Raw genomic sequence first — 19,871 nt, 5'->3', positions numbered from 1 at the left:
TAAAACGGACCTGACTACTTAGATAAAGCTCAAGTCGATACCTGTTGCTTTAATATGGGTGTAAACCGAGACATTCAAAATGACTTGGACATATACAGCATGGCACATAAATATGTAAGAAAATGTGACACCGCTGGAGTGATGAAATTTAAGAAGGAATTATTTGTGAGACGTGTTGTCCACGTAATGCTCAATTATCCGAATTGCCCAAGCTTTATGCGATCACGGCGCTTGATTCTCAAACGCCACTTTGATCTATCTTAGCGACCAACGTCTATAATGAAGAACGGAAGAAGACAATGAGGAAGAACATGAAAGTGTTGTTGACCGGAGGAACCGGTTTTATTGGAAAGGAACTCGTAAAGCACTTGGCTGGTCATCAGCTCGTCGTTCTCACTCGAAATATTGAAAAGGCTAGAGAAATACTTACCCATGCCGACTTTGGCAATATCGAATACATCGCTGATTTCGATTCGTTCTCCGATCTCAATGATTTCGATGCTGTGATCAATCTTGCTGGCGAGCCTATCGCAGATAAACGCTGGTCAGACACTCAAAAGCAAAAGATATGTGATAGTCGCTGGGACATAACCAAACAAGTGGTGTCGCTTGTTCACGCAAGCACCCAGCCACCCTCGGTTTTTATTAGCGGCTCTGCTGTCGGCTACTACGGAGATCAACAATCTCATCCATTCGATGAAAACCTCCATGTTCACCAAGAGCAATTTGCTCACCAAGTGTGTTCCAAATGGGAAACGATCGCCAAACGAGCTGAATCTGACAGAACGCGAGTGTGCCTACTCAGAACAGGTATCGTACTAGGCACCAACGGAGGGGCACTTGAAAAAATGATCCTACCATACAGAATGGGGCTAGGTGGACCAATAGGCAGCGGGAAACAGTATATGCCATGGATCCACCTACAAGACATGGTAAGAGCCATAATGTATTTGCTTGAAACCGACTATGCGCGTGGCGTGTTTAATCTGTGCGCCCCTCACCCTGTTCAGAATCAGCTTTTCAGCAAAACCCTAGCTAAGGTCTTGAATCGACCTCATATCTTATTTACCCCTAAATGGGTTATTCAGCTTGCATTGGGCGAGGCTTCATCCTTGTTATTTGATAGTATTCGAGCTAAACCTAAACACTTAACGGAACTGGGTTTTATATTTACATATTCTCGTCTTGAGCCGGCACTCAAAAATATTTTGCAACACCAAGATTAGGGCTGCTGACCAATTATGGTTACTATACCCAAGTAACCTCAAGATACTAGGTTCAGCGAGAGTTAACTTGGGTATATAACTAACCTCATGAAGCAAAACTCATCGCTCTGTATTCTTTCTCAGCTTAAAGAAAAGATGGTGTATAGCGATGAGCTCTTTCCAATTCTTTAATAAAGCAATGGAACAAAACCCTATGCTCAAATCCCACAAGGAAACTTAATGAAAGCCACCGTTCTTATTACTGGTTGTTCTACTGGCATCGGTTACGTTTGTGCGCACGCACTGCATGAAAAAGGCTACAATGTTATTGCTTCATGCCGCCACCAAGAAGATGTAGAAAGGCTTCGATCGGAAGGTCTCACATGTGTTCAATTGGATGTAAGCCTGCAAGACAGCATTAGTAATGGTCTTTCAGAAGCGCTGAAACTCACAGAAGGTAAAATTGACATCCTTTTTAATAACGGTGCATACGGGCAAGCTGGCGCATTGGAGGACCTCCCTACTGAAGCTCTTCGAGAGCAATTTGAAACCAATGTTTTTGGTTGGCACGAACTGGTGAAACAGGTATTGCCAATCATGCGTAAGCAAGGAGCAGGGCGAATAATCCAAAATAGCTCTGTCCTCGGGTTTGCAGCAATGAAATATCGGGGAGCCTATAACGCTTCAAAATTTGCCCTAGAAGGCTGGACAGATACCCTACGATTGGAACTGAAAGGTTCAGGTGTTCATATCTCTCTGATTGAACCCGGTCCTATCGAGACGCAATTTAGAGCTAATGCCCTAAAGCATTTTAAACAGTGGATTCCTGTAGAATCGAGTGTCCATAAAGCAGAATACGAGTTGCAACTTCAACGCTTGGCGAATGACAAATCTGGTAACGCTTTTACCTTACCTGCAGAATCTATTATTGAACCGCTTATTCATGCCATAGAGTCCCCTAAACCCAAGATTCGCTATCGAGTAACAACACCAACCAAAGTATTTGCCATCCTAAAACGTATTCTCCCGACTCGTTTATTGGATAGAATCCTTTCAAAGGCAGCATAGCTTATACCCAAGTAACCAGAGACATGAGTTCTTTTGAAACTACGAGTTTCACTCATTAATTTTAATAGTGTCATTAAACGTTAATAATTCTTCTCTAGTATTAACACTGAAGAAGATTCTGCTTTACCCGTATCCCCTGGCAATACCTGTTGAGGAAACAATGACACTAAACCAGCTGAACTGGCTGAGCATAGGTGTAGTGCTTCTTATTTTAATACTGTGACTTACTCCTTTGCTTGCTTATTACCCAAGTGCCACATCATGTGGCATTTCCTCTTGATTTCTCGCCTAATTACCCTTACCTAATAGGGAGTGCCCATAATTAAGGAAAGACCATGTCGTCTGATTACATCGTTGAGTTAAATGAGCAGAATTTTCGCCAAATACTCGAAGGTTCAGCCCAATCACCTGTACTAATACATTTTTGGGCTCCGATGAGCCAAGAAAGTGCGCAAATCATTCCCGATTTGCAAACTCTAGCCAACCAATACCAAGGTGCATTTACTCTTGCTTTGTTAAACTGCGAACAAGAGCAAATGATTGCAGGTCAATTTGGTGTACAGGCTCTGCCAACAATCGCCCTATTTGTAAATGGTCAACCTGTTGATGGTCTAGGCGGCCCTCAAACGATTGAGCAAATTAAAGAAATGCTCGCAAAACATTTACCTAGTCAAGACGAACTTGCGCTCAAAGTCATTCAAGAAAAGATTCAAGCACAACAATATTCCGAGGCATTAGCTGACATCTCGGCCTTAGAAGAGGAATTCAAACAGCGTGGTGACGTTAAGTTGGTCACCGTAGATTGTTTGTTAGAAACGAATCAATTTGAGTCAGCTGAACAGCTTCTATCAACAATCCCATTAGAATATCAAGACAACTACTATAAAGGTCTAGTCGCCAAACTGGATCTGCAAAAGCAAGCTGCTGACAGCCCAGAAATCCAAGCGCTAGAGCAACAATTTCAACAATCACCAAACGATGCTCAACTAGCAAACGACCTAGGCTTGCAATACCATCAAGTTGGTCGAGATGAAGAAGCGTTAGAGCTGCTTTGGTCATTCCTGTCAAAAGACTTGAATGCACTTGATGGCGATCTAAAGAAATCTTTTATGGATATATTGGCAGCACTTGGACAAGGGCATGCATTTGCCGGTCAATATAGACGAAAACTTTATTCATTATTGTACTAACTCTTCAAAGGCAGTGTGGTTTGCTGGTACTTAAGCAGGTACAGAATACACTGCCTTTAAACGCCTCTCCCTTTAAATTGTTATGGACGTGCTAAATACAGCGCAAAAATCAAACTCGTTTCATAAATTAAGTTTCAGATTAATTCGGTTCACTGTATTCTGTTTTATCCAATATATATTAAGGATATAGTCATGGAACTCGATATTCTCATCACCGTTGGCGTGCTTATTTTTGTCGCCATTATCTTTATCGTAGCTGGTGTAAAAACCGTTCCTCAAGGCAATAACTGGACTGTAGAGCGCTTTGGTCGCTACACCCAAACCCTTAAGCCAGGTTTAAACCTTATTATCCCATTTATCGATTCCGTCGGTCACCGAATAAACATGATGGAACGTGTACTCGATATTCCGGCACAAGAAGTGATTTCAAAAGACAATGCCAACGTAACCATTGACGCTGTCTGTTTCGTACAAGTAGTGGACGCCCCAAAGGCCGCTTACGAGGTTAATGACCTAGAACACGCGATCCGTAACCTAACACTCACGAATATCCGAACTGTTTTGGGCTCACTAGAATTAGATGAAATGCTAAGCCAGCGTGACATGATCAACACTCGATTACTTTCTATCGTAGATGAAGCAACCAATCCATGGGGTGTAAAAGTAACTCGTATCGAGATTAAAGATGTTCAACCACCGGCCGACCTTACCGCGGCGATGAATGCTCAAATGAAAGCTGAACGTAATAAACGTGCTGAAGTCCTTGAAGCGGAAGGGGTTCGACAAGCTGAGATTTTACGTGCAGAAGGTCAAAAACAGGCTGAAATTTTAAAAGCCGAAGGTGATAAGCAAGCCGCTATCCTACAAGCTGAAGCGAGAGAACGTGCAGCGGAGGCTGAAGCAAGAGCCACAGAAATGGTTTCAAACGCCATCGCACAAGGCGACATGCAAGCTGTAAACTATTTTATCGCCCAAGGCTATACTGAAGCGATTAAGTCCATTGGTCAGGCTGAAAATGGAAAGATCATTATGCTGCCACTAGAAGCAACAGGCTTGATGGGATCTGTGGCGGGTATCGCAGAAATGTTCAAAGACTCGAAAGAGAAATAATATGATAGAAATCCTTAACCAGATGAACCACTGGCACTGGATTGCTCTCGGTTTGGTGTTGCTGTGTGGAGAACTACTTGGCACCGCGGGCTACCTATTGTGGATTGGCATATCAGCCATCCTAGTGGGGTTTGTGAAACTGCTTCTTCCAATCAGTTGGGAGCTTCAATGGGTATGTTTTGCTGTATTCTCACTCGTAACCACTTGGCTTTGGTGGCGCTACCAACACAAAAAAGACGTCTTAGATGAAAAAGAGACGAACTTAAATCAACGAGACAAACAGCTTGTAGGGCAAATAACTCGCCTAGAAGAAGACATAGAAGCAGGACGCTGTCGCATACGAATGGGTGATACCACTTGGTCTGCAATGAGTGAGCGACCTCTTAGTGCTGGCACCGCTGTTAAAGTAACCGCCGTTGACGGAATAGTCCTTACTATTGAAGCTATAGAGTAATACCCTGTTCTAAAATGGTGTTCACAATGAAATAGGTTTGTCTGGTGGCGAACCTATTTTTTATGCCCACACAAATTATCAATAATCGGACACTCTTTTCCTTCATCCCCTGGGCACTCAGAAATCCAACTTTCTAATTGATTCTTCATCAAGTTTAATTCTGCGATTTTGGTTTCTATTTCAACGAGTTTATCTCGTGTTTTCGCTTTCACTTCAGCGCTTGTTCGCGATGGGTTGAACGCAAGTTCCAGTAAACTTTTACATTCATCCAGACTGAACCCTGCCGCTCTTGCTCTCGCGACCAATTGCAGTTCTTCTATGTGTTTTTCAGAATAAGTGCGGTAGCCATTAGCACTGCGTATGGCTTGAGAAGTGACGCCTTTCGATTCGTAAAACCGAATGGATTTAGGGGTCAACCCTGTAAGTTTAGCGACTTTCGATACATTCATAAAATAGCTCAATAAAACCTATATTTACACTATCAATATAACCGTAAATTAGTTCAAGCGTAAGATCGCAAAGACGAGATTAATTAATACTTTATTTGCGATACAAATAATAAAATACAATATGGATTTTGTTTCTCATATTGCAGGGAGAGAACTATGAAATTAAGTCATAAGCTATTGCTTTCATCAGCTTTAATACCATTTTCTACATTGGCTGATGTTGAAATTTCAATGCCTAAAGATGTTCAGCTTATGATCGTCAATGGAGAAGATATCGGGTATTCCGGTTTTGGGTTCGATTATCAAGAAACACTCACCGTACCCAACGGCACAAACCAACTGGTATTTCGAGTCGCAAAAGTCGTTACCGAAGCAGGAAGTAAAAACACAAAATTTAAATCTCAACCTTTGGTTGCAACATTTGACGCCAGGGATACAAGCCTAGAGTTAACCGTACCTCGGATAACCACGCTTAGCCAAGGTGAAGCTTTCAATAAAGAGCCAAAGTTCTTTTTGAATGGCCCAACAGGTCAAGTCGATTCTCTAAAAACAGGTCAAATCAAGGTCGGGTTTACTTTCATGCCGGATATGGTTCAAGAAGTCAGTAATTTTAATGCTAGCTCAGAACCTGCGAGTTTAGCTGCTTTTTCCGAAAAGCCCGTTCAAAGCAAGCCAGTGCCGAAAAAGAGCGAGAAAAAAGTAAAACACGTTGCTTCATCAGATTTGGAATCGTTGCAAAAGCTATTCAAACACGCATCAGAAGAAGATAAGAAAGCGTTTCTATCTTGGGCTATTTCCAATATCAACTAATCTTATATTTTAAAAAATAAGCCACAGAGTAAAATAGTATAGACAAAAGAAAAGCCACTCAAAGTGGCTTTTCTTTTGTCTGCTTTTCAGCTTTCACCTAAAACTATCTCTAGCTTATTTGGTAAAAAAGCCGACGTGTCTAGCACGTCGGCAAAATTGAAAAAGGCAGTGTAACTGGGTCTTAGAAGTAGTATTCCATACCAAGACGCCAGCCTAGATCGCTATCGCTATCGCTACCAACTTTATCAGTGTGGTGAACTAGACGAGCGTAAACAACTGCATTTGAATCAATGCTGTACATCGCTTGACCAGTAATAGTTTGGTCTTTGTCTTTGATTGTGTCGCCATCAACTTTCGCGTCTGTAGAAGCTGCAAAGTTTAGGTTAAATGTCCAGTGCTCTACGCCAGTGTAGTAAGCGCCAAATTTATATGCACTTTGTGTACCTTTACCGTAACCAGCCGCGCCAGTTTTGCCACCTTCAGGTTTAACTTCACCTGTTAGGTAAGCAGCGTGTACACCGAAACCTTCTAGGTCAACGTTCACACCCGCGATCATTGCGTTTGCATCACCACGGTTGTCCGCTTTATCAACTTTCTCACGATCAGTGTTGTTTTCGTAAGCTAGCTTCGCTGTGAATACGCCAGTTTTGAACTGACCGCTTGCAGAATATACGTTTGAACCAGCAACATCTTCGTCACCACGACCAGCACCAATAGCGAAGCTGAAGCCGCCTAGGTTTGCTGAATCGTAACGAACCATGTTTGATTGACGATCGTAGTTAGTGTTACCAGTGTTACCTACGTTGAAACCGCCACCAGAACTTTGACCTGTGTAGCCATCAACTACTTCAAATAGTGGCGTTAGTACACGACCGAAACGAACTTTACCAGAATCGCCGAAATCAAAGCCGCCGAACGTATCACGCACACCTAGACCGCTGTCAGAACCGTCATCACCTACGTTACCACCTTCAAGTTGCCAGATGATAGTTGGACCACGTTCCCAATCTGCAGAACCACGAACACCGATACGTGATTCGTTGTCCATAACGATTGGCTTGTCTTTACCTTCTGTAGTTTCAGCATTTTGAGCTACAGAGATAGCGATTTGACCGTATAGGTCAACTGTTTCTGTTGCTGGTTTAGCAAATGCAGAGCCTGAAACCGCGATAGTAGCTACTGCTGCACCTAGAAGAGTGCGTTTGAAGATCTTTTCCATGGAAAACTCCTAAAATGGATATAGCTGTTTTTGTCCGCTTAACACCTCAATTTGGCCGCTAAGGTGAAAGCATCTTTCCTATTTGCGTGATAATCAAAATCTATTGAATTCACACTTTCTTTTCCTGCATACACAGTGTGTATCCATAGGAAGCAAGACTAACTTCGTGGAGGAAAACATCAACGAGAACTTATTTTTTATCTAAAAAAATATGAAGGAGAGCAAACTTTTATCAACTTAATGATATGAATCACAGTTATTAATTTTGAGCTTAGAATTAAAGAGATGGTTGTTATATTTCAATAGGTTAGGGTGAAATGAATTTCAATAAAGTTGAAGTGACTCGAAAATGAGAAATATCAATAGCTATTAGAGATTAAAATCAGAGAATGATCACAGACAATTGATATCTTTATTCACAATGAGAATTAATAGTAAAGTGATGTATATAAAAGGCTCACTAAATATTTCTCTGATAGTTACCTTATTTCTTACGCTTATTTTGATAGACAAATGTTTTTAGAATTAGTTGCGTAATTTTTTGAGTTATTTTTACTGCTCTTTAAAAATCTCAAAAAAACTAATTTTTACAAAAATGCCTAGAACAACATTAAAAATTTGATTTTAATGGATAAACTGCAAAATAAAGCAAACAGGGAAATGAGCTCAAATGCCAAAGCCTTACAGACCTTTTCACGCTAATCTAAATACAGTAACGTTATCGCTGCGTGAAATTTTTGAAGAAAAATAAAGGCGAGCCCGTTAGCTCGCCTTGTTCTAAGATTGAACCCTTTTTAGGCTACAAACCAAGTAACTCTGCTAGGCTTTCCTCATCTTGGATTTCAATGTTCAGCTCTTGCGCTTTGGCCAGTTTAGAGCCCGCAGCCTCACCCGCAAATAGGATATCTGTCTTTTTAGAAACACTCCCAGTCACCTTTGCCCCTAACGCTTGAAGTGCCGCTTTTGCGTCATTACGATTCAATCTAGAGAAACTACCAGTAATAACCACTGTTTTCCCTTCAAGCACCTGAGGTTGGTTACTCGATTGGTCGGTCACATCGTTCCAATGAACACCGTGTTCCCGCAATTTCGCAATGACATCTAAGTTCGTTGCCGACTCAAAGAAATGTTTTAGGTGAGTAGCAACGATTTCACCTACATCATTGACTTCGATGAGCTGTTCTTTTGATGCTGCTTGAATGGCTTCTAGAGATTTGAAGTGACTCGCTAGGTTGGATGCTGTCGCCTCGCCAACTTCACGAATTCCTAGCGAATATAAAAACCTAGGAAGTGTCGTTTCTTTCGATTTATTCAAAGCATCAATTACGTTTTGCGCTGATTTAGGTCCCATTCTGTCTAGAACAGTAATAACACCTGCAGTCAGTTTAAAAAGGTCCGCGGGTGTTTCGACCATTTCTCGATCAACGAGCTGCTCGATAACTTTCACGCCTAAGCCGTCGACATCCAGTGCTTTACGCGAAACAAAATGCTTTAACGCCTCTTTCCTTTGCGCCTGACAAATCAATCCGCCCGTACAACGAGTAACGGCTTCTCCTTCAAGACGCTCAACTTCAGAAGAACACACAGGACACGCTGTTGGATAAATAATTTCAGAAGCATCATCTGGGCGGCGATCCATCACAACACCTGTGACTTGAGGGATCACATCCCCAGCACGTCGAATAATGACACTATCTCCAACTTTAACGCCTAAACGCGCAATTTCATCTGCGTTATGTAATGTCGCATTACTGACCGTCACACCACCCACAAACACAGGTTCTAGCTTAGCAACAGGGGTAATAGCCCCAGTTCGCCCAACCTGAAATTCGACATCATTCAATACCGTGATTTCTTCCTGCGCTGGAAACTTGTAGGCAATCGCCCATCTCGGTGCTCTGGCAACAAAACCCAATTCCTCTTGAATGGCAATATCATCGATTTTGATAACAACACCGTCTATCTCATAAGGGAGATCGTCACGTATCGTTTGGATATTTCGGTAGAAATCGAAAACATTCTCCAAACCTTCAACTTTTTGGGTTTCAGGGCACATGGGTAAGCCCCAAGTTTTTAATTGTAGAAAGCGCTCGTAGTGACTTTCAGAAAGAGTACCTCCTTCAACAACGCCCACACTGTATGCGTAAAAGCTAAGTGGACGAGTAGCCGTAATTTTGGAGTCAAGTTGACGCAGACTGCCTGCGGCTGCATTGCGCGGGTTTACAAAGGGTTTCTGACCTTTTTTGATTGCCTGCTCGTTCATTTTATCGAAGCCCGCTTTAGGCATAAATACCTCACCGCGAACTTCAATGCGTGTTGGCCAATCATCTCCTTGAAGCACAAGGGGGATTGAATTAATAGTACGGACATTCTCTGTGATGTTTTCGCCAGTCGCACCATCCCCACGAGTAGCGGCCTGAACAAGCAAACCATTTTCATACAATAAACTAACGGCTAAACCGTCTAGCTTGGGCTCACAACTGAATGTTGAAAAATCAGAACCAACCGCTCTCTCTTTCGCTCGGCGGTAAAACCCTTGTAATTCAGCATCGTCAAACGCATTATCAAGAGAAAGCATTGGGATTTCATGAGCAACAGAGGTAAAGCTATCCAATGCGGCTCCACCCACTCGCTGACTTGGTGAATCAACCGTCACCCACTCAGGGTGCTCACCCTCAATCTCCTGCAGTTGTCGCATCAACCGATCATATTCAGCGTCAGGCACTTCTGGGTTGTCTTCCACATAATATTTTACTGCATAGTGGTGAAGGGTTTGCTTCAATTCGGAGTAAAGCTGCTCAGTCTTCTTAGTCATAACTTGCTCTGTCTTGCTCAGTAAAAAGGGCTCTATATGAGCCCTGATTGTTTTATTCTATCTTGTATTCGTGAATTACAATACTAACTGTCGTAAAAATCACGGACCTGTTTGCGATAAGCATCCAACCTATCAGGTGTCATTAAATTGCGCTGATCATCTAGAACATTCCCACCCAAGTCATCCGCAATTTGCTGAGCCGTTTTCAACATCAGTTTAAAATTTTGATCTGCTTCACCAAAACATGGCAGGGTCATAAAGAAAGAGATACCTTTTGTCTCAAACGTTTCTGGATCGTCATGCGCCAGAGTACCAGGTTGCATCATATTCGCGACACTAAACAAAACCTTACCCGTTCCAGACATATCCGCATGACGATGGAAGATATCCATTTCTCCATACAGCAAACCGTTTTGCTTCATACTTTCAAACAGACTGGTCCCAACAAATGGCGTATCGCCAGCGCAGTGAACGTTCAAAACCAGCACTTCCATTTCTTTCTCTGGCTCTAGTTCTTCGTTGACTTGCTCTTGGGCTTTAACTTCGGATTCCGCAACTTGGATAACTTCTTCTTTCTGAGCATTAGGCTCAACGTTTTCTCTGGTTTCTGAAGCCGTTATTTCAGAAGGTTCTAACGGTTCTTCCACGTCAGTTTTTGCTGCAGTTTCGTTGTCATCGATGGATGAAAAAGACGGTAAGGGCTCATCGCTGTCGACAAGTGGATCAAAAGATGGCGTGTCTTTTTCGGTATCGTCACTATTAAATTCAGGCTCTTTACGTGGTTTGCGAATAATCTCAAAATCATCTTCTGGAGCAAACGCGCGAGTCGCGGCATAATCAGGCTCTTCTTCTTGCTCTGTATTTCCGAGCTTACGATGAGGCTTATTACCAAACTTGGCTTTACCTTCTTTTTTACTTGTCCATAAACCGTGGAATAGCAAAGCGGCAATGGCAAGTAAGCCTACGATGATAAGTACTAGTCGCAATTCCTGCATTTTTCACTCTCTGTTCTCTGCATCGCTGAATAAGTGTTCAAGCTGAAGCTTATTTATCATTTATGTGTGTTACTTTACCAAAAGTCTCTGAGAAATTTGAATAAATATGTTTAGACGCGAATGAGCATCGCGTGACCTTCTGCACGCTTTTATTCTATTTTGCTGTAAATCTAAGACATGAATAAAATTCAGCTTCTATTCATATAACGTATTTTATACCAAGTTACATCAAACGTTCGAGTCAGACTTACAATCTATCCTTGTACAAAATCTTTCAAGCTAACTCCTTGAGGTTACTTGGGTATACGTTAGAATCGCTGATAGAGCAATCTAGGAAGATTAAATTTATGACAACAAACAATCGAAGTGGCATCGGATACTTTTTTCATGGGTTTGAACTCGCATTCCAACCAGGTATCAGACGTTTTGTGATTTTGCCCCTTCTCGTAAATATTTTATTAATTGGTGGAGCCATCTATTTATTGTTTTCAAATCTAAATCAATGGATTGATGCTTGGCTTGGGTATCTGCCAGATATGCTTTCGTGGCTTTCTTATCTACTGTGGCCTTTGTTAGCACTCACAATATTGGCCACATTTACCTATTTGTTTAGCACCATTGCAAATTTTGTTGCTGCCCCGTTTAACGGGCTACTCGCAGAGCAGCTTGAAGCAAAGCTAACGGGAAAGAAACTTAGCGACCAATCGATACTTTCTCTACTCAAAGACGTTCCGCGTATTCTGGGTCGTGAATGGCGAAAGCTGATGTACTACCTGCCGAAAGCGCTAGGGCTTTTCATTTTACTGCTTATCCCAGCGTTAGGTCAGACCATAGGACCAATACTTTGGTTCCTATTTTCTGCTTGGATGATGGCAATACAATATTGTGATTACCCTTTCGATAACCACAAAGTCTCGTTTCAGGACATGAGAAACGATTTGAAACAAAATCAATCCGCATCCTATGGCTTCGGGTTTATGGTAACGCTGTTTACTATGGTTCCCATTCTCAATCTGTTTGTGATGCCAGTAGCAGTTTGTGGTGCTACCGCAATGTGGGTGGATAAATACCGTCTACAGTATGTGAGATAATGATTTCTGCGAATATTAAGGCTGACACTCGTCAGCCTTTTTGTTACTTGACTTGACCATTTCCACAGTCAAAGAAATGGACCATTGCATATCGTGTACACCCTATAAGTTATAACCATTTATTCTTTTTCGGTTGATTATTAGCACTTTATGCTTAATCACTATAAACACAGAGTGCATCGTGCACCCTACCCCGTGTAATGAAGGAACATCAACATGAGTAAAATCTACGAAGACAATTCACAAGCTATTGGTAACACTCCACTTGTTCGCCTTAACCGCGTAAGTAAAGGTAACGTTCTAGCAAAAATTGAAGCACGCAACCCAAGCTTTAGTGTTAAATGTCGTATTGGCGCAAACATGATCTGGGAAGCTGAAAAAGCAGGTACTTTAAAAGCTGGTGTTGAGCTTGTAGAGCCTACTAGTGGTAACACAGGTGTTGCTCTTGCATTCGTAGCGGCAGCTCGTGGTTACAAACTGACCCTTACTATGCCTGAGTCAATGAGCCTTGAGCGTCGTAAACTGCTTAAAGCATTGGGTGCAAATCTTGAGCTAACTGAAGCAGCTAAAGGTATGAAAGGTGCGATTGCTAAAGCTGAAGAAATTGTTGCTAGCAACCCTGACAAATACTTGCTTCTTCAGCAATTTAACAACCCTGCTAACCCAGCAATCCACGAAAAAACAACGGGTCCAGAGATCTGGGAAGCGACTGACGGTGAGATTGATGTATTTGTATCTGGTGTAGGTACAGGTGGTACACTAACAGGTACTAGCCGTTTCATTAAAGGTGAAAAAGGCAAAGCTATTACTACGGTTGCAGTTGAGCCTGCAGAATCTCCAGTTATCGCACAGGCACTTGCAGGTGAAGAGATTCAACCTGCTCCTCACAAAATCCAAGGTATCGGTGCTGGATTCATCCCTGGTAACTTAGATCTAGAATTAATTGACCGTGTAGAGTCTGTTACTTCAGAAGAAGCGATTCAGATGGCTCGTCGTCTAATGGAAGAGGAAGGTATCCTAGCTGGTATTTCTTCTGGTGCGGCTGTTGTTGCTGCAAACCGTGTTGCGGAACTTCCTGAATTTGCAGGAAAAACTATCGTAACTGTTCTTCCAAGTTCTGGTGAGCGTTACCTCAGCACAGCACTATTTGCAGGTCTATTCACAGAGAAAGAAAACCAGCAATAAACACGTAATAAAACTGTGTTGAAATCAATTTTTAGTCTAAAAAAGCCCCGTTAAGGGGCTTTTTTGTTGATCCCTGCCTCACCTTTGGTAATATCACCTCAGTTTTATTTTTCGCTTCAAAATAAAAGAAGCGCACTAACTAAAGAATCACTCAACTTTGCTGTATCATATGAATACAAGCAAAGCGAGTTGAAAACACTGATATCGGTTTTGCGGTTTCATATCCTCTGGACTAGCACTGGTTATGAAAACTCAACACGCTGCCGACACAGACACAAAAATAAATCAATTGGGGTATATCACATGTATCAGAAGCAAGTAGAAATCACTGCAGAAAACGGTCTTCACACTCGTCCAGCGGCTCAGTTCGTTAAAGAAGCGAAAGGCTTTGATGCTGACATCACTGTTACTTCTAACGGTAAAAGTGCAAGTGCGAAGAGCTTGTTCAAATTGCAAACTCTAGGTTTGGTGAAAGGTACTGTTGTTACTATCTCTGCTGAAGGCCCACAAGCTCAAAACGCAGTAGACCACCTAGTTGCTCTTATGGACCAACTTCACTAATTAGAAAGATCTTATTAAAGCCATTTTGTTAACACAAAATGGCTTTATTTGAATATGAAGTCTTTTTACGCTACAACTACTCGTTAGCATTTTAGTCAAACATTTTCCCGTTTATTGTTGACCAACTTAAGGTAAGGCTATGATTTCAGGCATCCTGGCATCTCCTGGTATTGCTTTTGGCAAAGCACTGCTTCTTCAAGAAGATGAAATTGTCCTAAACACAAACACCATCACCGACGATCAAGTAGAAGCAGAAGTACAATGCTTTTACGACGCTCGTAACAAATCTTCCCACCAACTTGAAATTATCAAGCAGAAAGCACTTGAAACATTCGGTGAAGAGAAAGAAGCGATCTTCGAAGGTCACATCATGCTTCTTGAAGATGAAGAGCTAGAAGAAGAAATTTTAGCACTGATCAAAAACGATAAGCTTTCAGCAGACAACGCTATCTACTCTGTGATCGAAGAGCAAGCCACTGCCCTTGAATCACTGGATGATGAATACCTAAAAGAACGTGCGACAGACATCCGTGATATTGGTTCGCGTTTTGTTAAAAATGCACTTGGTATTAACATCGTTTCTCTAAGTGATATTGATGAAGAAGTCATTCTTGTCGCATACGACCTAACACCATCTGAGACAGCGCAAATCAACCTAGATTACGTTCTTGGCTTCGCTTGTGACATTGGTGGTCGTACATCACACACATCTATTATGGCTCGCTCTCTTGAGCTACCCGCGATTGTTGGTACGAACGACATCACTAAGCAAGTTAAAAACGGCGATATGCTGATTCTGGATGCGATGAACAACAAAGTTATCGTAAATCCTACAGACGCTGAAATGTCTGAAGCACAATCAATCCGTGATGCATTCTTTGCGGAAAAAGAAGAGCTTGCAAAACTGAAAGACCTGCCAGCAACAACTTTAGACGGACACAACGTCGAAGTTTGCGGCAACATCGGTACAGTAAAAGACTGTGACGGCATCAACCGCAACGGCGGTGAAGGTGTTGGCCTGTACCGCACAGAATTCCTATTTATGGATCGTGATGCACTTCCAACAGAAGAAGAGCAGTACCAAGCATACAAAGACGTCGCGGAAGCGATGCATAGTGAATCCGTAATCATCCGTACAATGGATATCGGTGGCGATAAAGATCTGCCATACATGGATCTACCAAAAGAAATGAACCCATTCCTAGGTTGGCGTGCGGTTCGTATCAGCTTGGACCGCCGTGAAATCCTACGTGACCAACTACGTGGTATTCTACGTGCTTCTGCTCACGGTAAGCTGCGCATCATGTTCCCAATGATCATTTCTGTTGAAGAAATTCGCGAGCTTAAAGCGGCAATCGAAGAATACAAAGTGGAACTGCGCTCTGAAGGTCTAGCGTTCGACGAAAACATCGAAATCGGTGTTATGGTTGAAACACCAGCAGCAGCGGCAATTGCTCACCACTTAGCGAAAGAAGTATCATTCTTTAGTATTGGTACTAACGACTTAACTCAGTATACTCTAGCAGTAGACCGTGGTAATGAGTTAATCTCTCACCTATACAACCCGCTATCACCTGCTGTACTAACAGTAATCAAGCAAGTGATTGACGCTTCTCATGCAGAAGGTAAGTGGACAGGTATGTGTGGTGAGCTTGCTGGTGACGAGCGCGCAACGCTTCTTCTTCTGGGCATGGGCCTAGATGAATTCAGCATGAGCGGTATCTCTATTCCAAAAGTGAAGAAAGTAATTCGTAACGCTAACTTCGAAGAGGTTAAAGCTATGGCAGAAGAAGCTCTTCAAATGCCAACAGCTGCAGAGATTGAAGCACACGTAGAAAAATTTATCGCAGAAAAAACAAACTGCTAATATAATTCAACAGAATAAAATTAACGTTTAGGAGCATGACATGGGTCTGTTTGACAAACTGAAGAAGCTGGTTTCTGACGACAGTGCTGACGCTGGTGCAATTGAAATCATCGCACCTCTATCTGGCGAAATCGTAAACATCGAAGACGTGCCAGATGTAGTATTCGCTGAAAAAATCGTTGGTGACGGTATCGCGATCAAACCATCTGGCGACAAGATGGTTGCTCCAGTAAACGGTACTATCGGTAAAATCTTTGAAACTAACCACGCTTTCTCTATCGAGTCTGACGACGGCGTTGAGCTGTTTGTACACTTCGGTATTGATACTGTTGAACTGAAAGGTGAAGGCTTCACTCGCATCGCTGAAGAAGGTCAAACAGTGAAAGCTGGTGATACTGTCATCGAATTCGATCTAGCACTTCTAGAAGAGAAAGCTAAATCAACTCTAACGCCTGTTGTTATTTCTAACATGGACGAAATCAAAGAGTTGAACAAACTTTCTGGCGCGGTATCTGTAGGCGAAACCACAGTACTTCGTGTAACTAAGTAATCTTCTTAGTTGTACCATCGCTTTAAAAACGCTGCCTTCGGGCAGCGTTTTTTGTTTTCACGTTAATAAAATAGTTTTACTGTTGCGTACTTCTAACATTACATTCGTCTGAATTCGGCTTGGTCATCATCAATCCTAATGGCTATCCATATCAAATCATTAACCCTCTCAAATTAGTCTCGATTGAGGAATCAATAGGTTAGTAATGCTATAGGATCATTTAATCTATGCTCAAACTAGGGGCTTTGTTTGAGAGAATCATATGGTTGTATAAGGCTAAAAACTGAAGGGATAGTTTTCTTTAGGCAAGAAAAAAGCCCCTTTTCCTTTGAGAGAACCGGGGCTGTTACTAGTCAGAGTCATGCGGAGATCAGAGAAATGAAACATATCCCTAACTAGCCAGGTGCATCCAATACAAATTAATAAACATTCCGCAGGTGAGAGATGAGAGAGCGTCCTGTTTTTTGTACCTTCCGCGCTTGCTAACTTAGCTTCGCCATTCGCCAGTCCACGTCTGTCCAGGCGATGACGTGCATTACTATTGAAGTAATTGCATTGCTGAGTTTGGCAACTGTTTTGCTTGAGCAAGAATGGAAGTACCTGCCTGTTGCAAAATCTGTGATTTCGTAAGTTCTGTGGTTTCTTTCGCCCAGTCTGTATCTTTGATACGGCTGTTGGAAGCATCCACATTCTCACGTACGTTCGCTAAGTTATTGATACTGTGGCTGAGTCGGTTTTGTTTCGCACCTAAATCAGCACGTTGGCTATCAATATATTTGAGTGCGGCATCCACTACGCTGATTGCGTTTTGGGAGCCCGCCACTGTTCTAAGATCTAAATCTTGAACCGTAGTTTGTAAGCCAGGTCCACCTGTCAGTCCAACTTCGCCAGCTAACGCACCGGAGATGGTCAAGTCACCTTCTAAGTGTGGTTCAGCGACAAATACCTGCATTTGACCGTTTTCACTGACCGAGGCATTAATCATGTCCGACTGACCGTTAATGTATGTCGCCAGTTCTTCGATATCATCACCAGCATTCGCTGATATCTCGATTACTTGTGGTTCACCCGCCTTTGTTGTGAACTCAAACTTGATATCTAGTTTGTCCGCTGGAACACCCCAATCTGTGCCTTTGGCACTTTCTGGTGGTGCAACAAAGGTGTTTCCGCCCATTCGTGTATCATCGGCTCGAATACTGGTCAGTGCCATGATCATCGCTTCACCGGAGTTAGCACCAATCTGGAATGCAGCATCACCAAATGAGCCATTAAGTAGTCGACGTCCACCAAATGATGTGGTTTCAGCAATACGGTTGAGTTCGTCTTGCAGCGCAACCGCCTCTTCGTTGATAGCTCTACGGTCTGCATCGGAGTTCGAACCATTGGCAGACTGAATTGCTAGGTCTCGCATACGTTGCAGAACATTGGTTGATTCGTTCATCGCACCTTCTGCGGTTTGGGCAATTGAGATACCATCGTTGGCGTTTCTCATTGCTACATCTAGACCACGAGACTGTGCTGTCAATCGGTTGGAGATTTGCAAGCCAGCTGCATCATCTTTTGCACTATTGATTTTGTGCCCTGACGATAGACGCTCCATCGATGTGTTAAGGTCGTTGGTCGACTTATTTAGGTAACGTTGTGCCGTCATTGCGGAAACGTTAGTGCTCACTGTTACAGCCATAGTTTGCTCTCCTGTTGAGTTCGCTTTCTCTGCGAACCGGTCAGTTAATACTTTTTTGGATAAGCACTGACCGAAAGTTACTTTTAGAAGTCCAACTTATTAACGGTGAACTTCTAACTGCACCTAAGTTGTTTCGTTACAATAATACATTCAACTTGTGTGCCAACTTTTCAACAACCTTACCATTAATGTGAATTAAATTTTATTTTCCCTATTTTTTAATGTGTTAGGTTAAAATTAAATTCACTCTCTTTCTTTTCATCTTAAAAATCATTCGATCAACACTGAAGTATCGAATCCCTTTACGACTGTTTACCGCACCAAATGGCTTTAGCGGCAATCTTTTACCTTTTCCTCTAAGGGGCAAACTGGGCACTTAAGGCAGAGCGCATAAGGCATAAGTTTGCGAACAGAGTTTAAATGTAATTAAACAGGGTCAAGTCTTTCACTTTACCGAAAGCTTGTTGGGATGCTTTTAATGCTAATGAATTTTCGTTGAACTCGATCACCGCCTGAGCATAATCAAGATCTTCAAAATTGCTTTTAGACTTCGCCATAGAAAGCTTGAAGTCATCATGCTGTTGTTCCTGAATGTCCAGTGTATTTAAGCGCGAGCCCAAATCTGTACGAACCGTATTGATGTGAACAAAGGCCTTATGGAACTCTTCCGTTACTTGGTGAAGTTCTGCCGTACCGTTTGAATCTGCAACCGAACGTTGAGAATATTCTTGTGCTTTTTGAAAAGTTTCAAAGATACTGAACGTTTTCTTAGGCTCGAAAGCAATACTGTCTCCAGGGGTAATCCGACCTTTGAATCGAATTTGCAAATCTTCATGCTGGATACCCACTTTATGATCGTAGGTATCCGACTTAACAACAGAACCGTCTTTTTCTAGTTGATAACCAAAACTCCCATCTCCCATATCAACAAACGTAATGTTGTAATTGGAAGTGTCAGAGGCGTCATAATTCGTTGCACTTTCGACAAGCAATTCAGACGCGACCTGAAGGTTATACTCTGGATCGTAGTCGCCTATAGGGTTATCAATTTCCATGAAGACTTTGTTGCCCGGATCGCTAACCGAAATTTCAAGACCATTCGCAATTTTCATATTGCGGTGATAGGTATCCCCAACATAAGAGACATCCCCACTGTGATCTTTAAAAAACGGTTGGTTTTTCGGTTTGGTCCCAGCAAATATGTAGTTACCAGACTCGTCTTGAGTATTAACAAGATTGAGCATATTTAGCGCCATTTCTTCCAGTTCTCGTGCTTTCGCTGCGCGATCTTCAGGAGAAAGAGCACCATTAATCATTTCCATCACCGAACGTTTAGCATCATCAGCATGTTGCTCGGCATTGGCAATGATCACCTCTTGGTGTTCAAGACGGTTACGAATCAGCACAATAGAATCCATGTACTGACGCAATTCTTCTGTCTGCTGGGTTATACCTTGTACATAGTGCGCAGCTAATGGATTATCTGCAGCATTCAGCAATTTTTTACCCGACGCCAATTGGGCGTGGTTGTTGTGAACTTTCAGCTCTTGACGCTGAAGGTCATTCTGCACTGTTTGATAGTTGTGGAAACTGGCTATTCTATTAATCATCTAGCTTC

Annotated in this window: 17 protein-coding genes; 11 read left to right on the top strand and 6 right to left on the bottom strand. The window is 42.3% G+C overall.

Annotated elements, in window-relative coordinates; genetic code table 11:
• The first annotated feature begins 311 nt into the window (after nt 1-311).
• From CW749_RS17120 to CW749_RS17095, 5 genes are all read left to right on the top strand, one after another.
• Nucleotides 312-1,226 (top strand): TIGR01777 family oxidoreductase, encoded by a 915-nt coding sequence (locus CW749_RS17120; protein ID WP_101113490.1) that lies wholly within the window; start codon nt 312-314, stop codon nt 1,224-1,226.
• A 219-nt stretch (nt 1,227-1,445) separates the two neighbouring features.
• Nucleotides 1,446-2,273 carry an SDR family oxidoreductase gene (locus CW749_RS17115; RefSeq protein ID WP_101113489.1) on the top strand — a complete coding sequence of 276 codons (828 nt, stop codon included), beginning with the start codon at nt 1,446-1,448 and terminating at the stop codon, nt 2,271-2,273.
• Nucleotides 2,274-2,608: 335 nt separating this feature from the next.
• Nucleotides 2,609-3,463, top strand: coding sequence for a co-chaperone YbbN (locus tag CW749_RS17105; RefSeq protein WP_101113488.1), 855 nt, complete (start codon nt 2,609-2,611; stop codon nt 3,461-3,463).
• 192 nt (nt 3,464-3,655) lie between these two features.
• Entirely contained in the window at nt 3,656-4,573 is a 918-nt protein-coding gene (locus CW749_RS17100) for an SPFH domain-containing protein (protein ID WP_101113487.1), read from the top strand.
• A gap of 1 nt (nt 4,574) precedes the next feature.
• The gene (locus CW749_RS17095; protein ID WP_101113486.1) at nt 4,575-5,027 is read left to right on the top strand and encodes an NfeD family protein; all 453 of its coding nucleotides are present in this window, start codon (nt 4,575-4,577) and stop codon (nt 5,025-5,027) included.
• Between the two features lie 53 nt (nt 5,028-5,080).
• Here the strand turns inward: CW749_RS17095 and cueR are convergent, their stop codons facing one another.
• Nucleotides 5,081-5,476: a Cu(I)-responsive transcriptional regulator gene (cueR, locus tag CW749_RS17090; protein WP_101113485.1), complete on the bottom strand. Its 396-nt coding sequence runs from the start codon at nt 5,474-5,476 to the stop codon at nt 5,081-5,083.
• Nucleotides 5,477-5,632: 156 nt separating this feature from the next.
• On the opposite strand from cueR, the gene CW749_RS17085 reads away from it, so the two are divergent.
• Entirely contained in the window at nt 5,633-6,286 is a 654-nt protein-coding gene (locus tag CW749_RS17085) for a DUF2057 domain-containing protein (protein ID WP_101113484.1), read from the top strand.
• Nucleotides 6,287-6,467: 181 nt separating this feature from the next.
• On the opposite strand, the gene CW749_RS17080 is transcribed toward CW749_RS17085, so the two are convergent.
• The 3 genes from CW749_RS17080 to zipA all read right to left on the bottom strand — a co-directional run bounded on the left by CW749_RS17080 (nt 6,468) and on the right by zipA (nt 11,315).
• Nucleotides 6,468-7,505 carry a porin gene (locus tag CW749_RS17080; RefSeq protein WP_101113483.1) on the bottom strand — a complete coding sequence of 346 codons (1,038 nt, stop codon included), beginning with the start codon at nt 7,503-7,505 and terminating at the stop codon, nt 6,468-6,470.
• A 799-nt stretch (nt 7,506-8,304) separates the two neighbouring features.
• Entirely contained in the window at nt 8,305-10,320 is a 2,016-nt protein-coding gene (ligA, locus tag CW749_RS17075; protein WP_101113482.1) for an NAD-dependent DNA ligase LigA, read from the bottom strand.
• A gap of 83 nt (nt 10,321-10,403) precedes the next feature.
• Nucleotides 10,404-11,315 (bottom strand): cell division protein ZipA, encoded by a 912-nt coding sequence (zipA, locus tag CW749_RS17070; protein WP_101113481.1) that lies wholly within the window; start codon nt 11,313-11,315, stop codon nt 10,404-10,406.
• 347 nt (nt 11,316-11,662) lie between these two features.
• Here zipA and cysZ point away from each other — a divergent pair, with 347 nt between their 5' ends.
• From cysZ to crr, 5 genes are all read left to right on the top strand, one after another.
• On the top strand, nt 11,663-12,406 hold the full coding sequence (gene cysZ / locus CW749_RS17065) for a sulfate transporter CysZ (protein WP_101113480.1): 744 nt from the start codon (nt 11,663-11,665) through the stop codon (nt 12,404-12,406).
• 216 nt (nt 12,407-12,622) lie between these two features.
• Nucleotides 12,623-13,591: a cysteine synthase A gene (gene cysK, locus CW749_RS17060; protein WP_101113479.1), complete on the top strand. Its 969-nt coding sequence runs from the start codon at nt 12,623-12,625 to the stop codon at nt 13,589-13,591.
• A gap of 303 nt (nt 13,592-13,894) precedes the next feature.
• Complete coding sequence (locus tag CW749_RS17055) at nt 13,895-14,152, top strand: HPr family phosphocarrier protein (protein ID WP_101113636.1); 258 nt, start codon at nt 13,895-13,897, stop codon at nt 14,150-14,152.
• A gap of 139 nt (nt 14,153-14,291) precedes the next feature.
• Nucleotides 14,292-16,019: a phosphoenolpyruvate-protein phosphotransferase PtsI gene (gene ptsI / locus CW749_RS17050; protein ID WP_101113478.1), complete on the top strand. Its 1,728-nt coding sequence runs from the start codon at nt 14,292-14,294 to the stop codon at nt 16,017-16,019.
• Between the two features lie 40 nt (nt 16,020-16,059).
• Nucleotides 16,060-16,569, top strand: a complete 510-nt coding sequence (gene crr, locus CW749_RS17045) for a PTS glucose transporter subunit IIA (protein ID WP_101113477.1) — start codon at nt 16,060-16,062, stop codon at nt 16,567-16,569.
• A gap of 538 nt (nt 16,570-17,107) precedes the next feature.
• Here the strand turns inward: crr and CW749_RS17040 are convergent.
• Both CW749_RS17040 and flgL read right to left on the bottom strand, forming a co-directional pair.
• A complete protein-coding gene (locus tag CW749_RS17040) occupies nt 17,108-18,253 on the bottom strand; it encodes a flagellin (protein WP_101113476.1) in 1,146 nt (381 codons plus the stop codon).
• A gap of 416 nt (nt 18,254-18,669) precedes the next feature.
• Complete coding sequence (gene flgL / locus CW749_RS17035) at nt 18,670-19,863, bottom strand: flagellar hook-associated protein FlgL (protein ID WP_101113475.1); 1,194 nt, start codon at nt 19,861-19,863, stop codon at nt 18,670-18,672.
• Nucleotides 19,864-19,871: the final 8 nt, after the last annotated feature.

Origin of the sequence: Vibrio sp. vnigr-6D03 (genome assembly GCF_002835515.1) — a bacterium.
Classification (GTDB): domain Bacteria; phylum Pseudomonadota; class Gammaproteobacteria; order Enterobacterales; family Vibrionaceae; genus Vibrio; species Vibrio penaeicida.
Note: the sequence above shows the minus strand (reverse complement) of the source record. Positions and strands in the feature narration are given on the sequence as shown.

Bases quoted from the DNA above. Each gene is read 5' to 3' on its own strand.
- cysK (WP_101113479.1), top strand. From the start codon at position 12,623: ATGAGTAAAATCTACGAAGACAATTCACAAGCTATTGGTAACACTCCA.
- crr (WP_101113477.1), top strand. From the start codon at position 16,060: ATGGGTCTGTTTGACAAACTGAAGAAGCTGGTTTCTGACGACAGTGCT.
- CW749_RS17105 (WP_101113488.1), top strand. From the start codon at position 2,609: ATGTCGTCTGATTACATCGTTGAGTTAAATGAGCAGAATTTTCGCCAA.
- zipA (WP_101113481.1), bottom strand. From the start codon at position 11,315: ATGCAGGAATTGCGACTAGTACTTATCATCGTAGGCTTACTTGCCATT.
- CW749_RS17120 (WP_101113490.1), top strand. From the start codon at position 312: ATGAAAGTGTTGTTGACCGGAGGAACCGGTTTTATTGGAAAGGAACTC.
- CW749_RS17115 (WP_101113489.1), top strand. From the start codon at position 1,446: ATGAAAGCCACCGTTCTTATTACTGGTTGTTCTACTGGCATCGGTTAC.
- flgL (WP_101113475.1), bottom strand. From the start codon at position 19,863: ATGATTAATAGAATAGCCAGTTTCCACAACTATCAAACAGTGCAGAAT.
- ligA (WP_101113482.1), bottom strand. From the start codon at position 10,320: ATGACTAAGAAGACTGAGCAGCTTTACTCCGAATTGAAGCAAACCCTT.
- CW749_RS17100 (WP_101113487.1), top strand. From the start codon at position 3,656: ATGGAACTCGATATTCTCATCACCGTTGGCGTGCTTATTTTTGTCGCC.
- CW749_RS17095 (WP_101113486.1), top strand. From the start codon at position 4,575: ATGATAGAAATCCTTAACCAGATGAACCACTGGCACTGGATTGCTCTC.
- CW749_RS17055 (WP_101113636.1), top strand. From the start codon at position 13,895: ATGTATCAGAAGCAAGTAGAAATCACTGCAGAAAACGGTCTTCACACT.
- CW749_RS17080 (WP_101113483.1), bottom strand. From the start codon at position 7,505: ATGGAAAAGATCTTCAAACGCACTCTTCTAGGTGCAGCAGTAGCTACT.
- cueR (WP_101113485.1), bottom strand. From the start codon at position 5,476: ATGAATGTATCGAAAGTCGCTAAACTTACAGGGTTGACCCCTAAATCC.
- CW749_RS17040 (WP_101113476.1), bottom strand. From the start codon at position 18,253: ATGGCTGTAACAGTGAGCACTAACGTTTCCGCAATGACGGCACAACGT.
- cysZ (WP_101113480.1), top strand. From the start codon at position 11,663: ATGACAACAAACAATCGAAGTGGCATCGGATACTTTTTTCATGGGTTT.
- ptsI (WP_101113478.1), top strand. From the start codon at position 14,292: ATGATTTCAGGCATCCTGGCATCTCCTGGTATTGCTTTTGGCAAAGCA.
- CW749_RS17085 (WP_101113484.1), top strand. From the start codon at position 5,633: ATGAAATTAAGTCATAAGCTATTGCTTTCATCAGCTTTAATACCATTT.